The organism is Mesorhizobium tianshanense, from assembly GCF_007830515.1.
Classification (GTDB): Bacteria; Pseudomonadota; Alphaproteobacteria; order Rhizobiales; family Rhizobiaceae; genus Mesorhizobium; species Mesorhizobium tianshanense.
This window is the reverse complement of the sequence record NZ_VLKT01000132.1, coordinates 1-3,143: the sequence shown is the minus strand read 5'-3', so window position 1 is coordinate 3,143 and position 3,143 is coordinate 1. Positions and strand designations below refer to the sequence as shown.

3 protein-coding genes and 2 pseudogenes are annotated in these 3,143 nt (G+C 58.0%); 4 read left to right on the top strand and 1 reads right to left on the bottom strand.

Annotated features, from left to right (window positions below; all coding sequences use genetic code 11):
- Positions 1-183: pseudogene (locus IQ26_RS38735) on the top strand (IS5/IS1182 family transposase); the annotation flags it as partial.
- A gap of 153 nt (positions 184-336) precedes the next feature.
- On the opposite strand, the pseudogene IQ26_RS38730 reads toward IQ26_RS38735, so the two are convergent.
- Positions 337-711: pseudogene (locus tag IQ26_RS38730) on the bottom strand (DDE-type integrase/transposase/recombinase); the annotation flags it as partial.
- 388 nt (positions 712-1,099) lie between these two features.
- Here IQ26_RS38730 and IQ26_RS38725 point away from each other — a divergent pair.
- From IQ26_RS38725 to IQ26_RS38715, 3 genes are all read left to right on the top strand, one after another.
- Positions 1,100-1,795 carry a protein rhiA gene (locus IQ26_RS38725; RefSeq protein WP_145723559.1) on the top strand — a complete coding sequence of 232 codons (696 nt, stop codon included), beginning with the start codon at positions 1,100-1,102 and terminating at the stop codon, positions 1,793-1,795.
- 166 nt (positions 1,796-1,961) lie between these two features.
- The gene (locus IQ26_RS38720) at positions 1,962-2,549 is read left to right on the top strand and encodes a tail fiber protein (RefSeq protein WP_145723558.1); all 588 of its coding nucleotides are present in this window, start codon (positions 1,962-1,964) and stop codon (positions 2,547-2,549) included.
- An 83-nt stretch (positions 2,550-2,632) separates the two neighbouring features.
- Positions 2,633-3,079 (top strand): protein rhiC, encoded by a 447-nt coding sequence (locus tag IQ26_RS38715; protein ID WP_240547482.1) that lies wholly within the window; start codon positions 2,633-2,635, stop codon positions 3,077-3,079.
- Positions 3,080-3,143: the final 64 nt, after the last annotated feature.

Here is a 3,143-nt window from a genome sequence, read left to right as displayed (position 1 = left end):
AATGGCCGGCGCTCAAAGATCCGCGCTTTCGTCGAGCACGTCTTCGCGCAGCAGAAATCCCGCATGGGCCTGTTTGTCCGCACGATCGGCATCGCCCGCGCCCGCACCAAGATCGGCATGGCCAACCTCGCCTACAATCTTACCCGCTTCGTTTGGCACCAGGGGCGAACTGCGTTCGCATGACGGCGAGAGCGGCGGAAAACGCCGCCGCGATGCCGAAATCGGCAACCAGCATCAGCCCCAACGACAGAAATCCAGCCACCGCCGCGCGTCAGACTGTTCGCAACCTCATTGCCGCTCCACTCCCTCTGGAAATGCCGGTAGTTCGAGGTGTCCAATCGGCTTGCCGGGCGCGATGTAGTGCCATTCCACGCGATGATCCTTCGACCAGGCGAGGATCGCGTTCGGTGTGAACTCCGTGCCGTGGTCGCAGATGATCATGCCCGGCTTGCCGCGCTTGGCGATGAGGTCCGTCCGTTCGCGAGCAACCCGTCTGCCTGAGATCGACGTGTCCGGAACTGCTGCCAGGCATTCGCGCGTCACGTCGCACCCGGAAGCGTCGACCACAGGCGAACTGGTCGTGCACGAAGTCCAGCGACCAGCGCGCGTTCGGCTTCGCTTCGACCAGGATCGGCGTCCGTGTGCCGACGGCTCGTCGCCTTGCGCGGCGCTTGCGCCTTCCTCGCGGTAGAGCCGGTAGATGCGGGTGACGCAGCCAGCCCGTCACCCTGATCAAAGCCGGAAAACTCCAAAGCCCGGCGGTCCAAACATTGGGATCGGACCAATCGAGACCGGCCGCTAATCTCAGATGGAAGAAATTACCCGTGGCAGGTCAGGTAGCTCGCCAGATCACCTTCGATCGTCCCGGCGCTCCTTCATGCCATATCGACCGACCCAGTTTCCTTATCTGCGCAAGAGATAGTCTTAGTTTTACGGTAGATAGTCTTTCGCAAAACGCCGGCTATTGAAATTTGACGCGTGAAATCGAATTTTTACGCATATTTGACTACCCGAAACTTGAACCGTCTGGCTACCCTTCAAGGGCAATCGGACCTCAGCAACGGCCGATCCGATCAAACCACCAGGGAAAGGGATGCCAATGTCTATTCACATCAGTTATGCCCGCAAAGAGATGCCGCTTGAGCAGCGTTCGTCTCAACAGGTGAAGGCCGCACTCGCTCAGGGCACGCAATATTCGCTGTTGCTCAAAAATGAGTCGGCCCAGCCATGGACCTTTTATGTCTATCAAAAGATGCCGCAGCAGGTGGCGGATGTCTTCTCTCTGGCATGGTTTTGCTCGCCATATCAAATCCGGGTCGGTGACCAGATCAGATTCACTTGGGAAATCGACTACAATTTTGTTTGGAGCGACACTGGACAGTTGATCGCCGGTGTTGATTTTCTGGCTTCGGGAGCAAAGGATTGCAGCCCGGCCGGGAAAAACACGACGGAGTTTTCCTTATCGCCGGGACCTGGTCTTAGCGCCCCGATCCAAGGCCCCCCCAGCGGTTCTCTGGTCATCAACGATGCCGCCGATGTCCCGAATAACAGGTTTTCAGTTGGCATCGGCATGTCCGGAACCGGAACCTATTGTGTGCAGGCAGGAACCAATCTGAAGCACACATTCACACCCACGCCGAGCTATTGGGTAGCCGCGGGGACTAACTTGAAGATCGGCACGGTCCTCAACATCGACACTGTCACACAGACGGATGAAGCGAAATTCCCGGCTGCCGTCTACAATCTTAACTGCGTGCTTCAGGGCGACAATACCTGGGAGATTTCCCCGGCCTAGTCCGCCCGAATATCCAGCTCCAGGCTCCGCGCAGAACTGTGCGGAGCCAGTGAGACATGATGCGTGGGATTCGAGGGGGTGCACTACTCAGACACACCACGCGCCACGCATCAACCATCGCTGTTCCCGATGAAGACACCCACAGCAAAAATGGAGGGATGCCATCATGTTTGCAGGAATTCCCATCGGTGCGGTGTGCCCTTTCGCTGGACAAGTCGATCCCGTTACCGGCTCCAGGAATACGATCTGGGCCAACGCCGCGTGCGCAAGTTCGGAGTCTACGCCAGGAGCAAAAGCTGATGCTCCACTCAGTCACATCGAAAGCCAGGGCTGGATGCTTTGTGACGGACGCTATCTGAACGCGGCTGCCTACCCGGAACTCTATGCCATTTTGGGTAGACTTTACGGCGAGCGGATTTCAGGTGGGGATCCGGAGTTTCGAATTCCCGACTACCGCGGGCTGTTCCTGCGCGGCTTGGACGCGGGTGCCGGAATGGATCCAGATGCGGATCAGCGAATCGATCCGACCGGAAACCACGTTGCAAACGTTGTCGGCTCGCTACAGTGCGATGCCATGCAGGATCATACGCACTCCTATGACGTGATCCAGCCGGCGGGCATTTCGCAGCAGGGCAATGCAGCAGGAACATCAGTTTCGAGCAAGCCGACGAGTTCACCGGAAGCGCCGGCGCGCACGACCGCTGAAACGCGCCCAAAGAACATCGCGGTCAACTACATCATCAGGTTTCGCTAGGGGATTTTACAAAGAAAGATCTCTTTCGGAGGCGAAGCCGCTTGGAATCCGCATGCAACTGACTTCATAAGAGGAGAGAAGTGATGACTTGGAAAGCTAAAACATTCTGCGGTTTAGTGGCTCTCGCTGCGGTCTGTGCCGGTGCCCAGCCGACCATTGCCGAGAACAGCACTGCCAAAGCAGGAACAACGCCCGTCACCACCGGAGTGGTCATTCGCGGCGTGACGATAGGTGGCGCCCCTGGGGCGCCAGGAACCCCAACGGGCCGGACGTGCGACTTCAGCAAGGAAGAGGTTGGACCCGATGGACGTATGACTGGAGCCAGCGTCAACTGCCGCCCGGGGGGAAATCTGGGGAATACGATGCCTGGCCTGCCGACGCGCTTCGATGCCTATTGCATCATCAACGCCCCGGTAAAGAGCGCTCGTGTGATCCAATCAACTTTGCCGGACAATGCCAATCATTGTGATCTGTCCGGCATCACTCCAAAAGACGCGACCGGGCAATTCAAGGGCGCGGTGTGGCGTTAGATTTGGCTCTCGCGGCGATGTTCACAGTCGCGATATGCTGCTAGCCTGAAAAATTCACGGCGGG

Bases quoted from the DNA above. Each gene is read 5' to 3' on its own strand.
- IQ26_RS38720 (WP_145723558.1), top strand. From the start codon at position 1,962: ATGTTTGCAGGAATTCCCATCGGTGCGGTGTGCCCTTTCGCTGGACAA.
- IQ26_RS38715 (WP_240547482.1), top strand. From the start codon at position 2,633: ATGACTTGGAAAGCTAAAACATTCTGCGGTTTAGTGGCTCTCGCTGCG.
- IQ26_RS38725 (WP_145723559.1), top strand. From the start codon at position 1,100: ATGTCTATTCACATCAGTTATGCCCGCAAAGAGATGCCGCTTGAGCAG.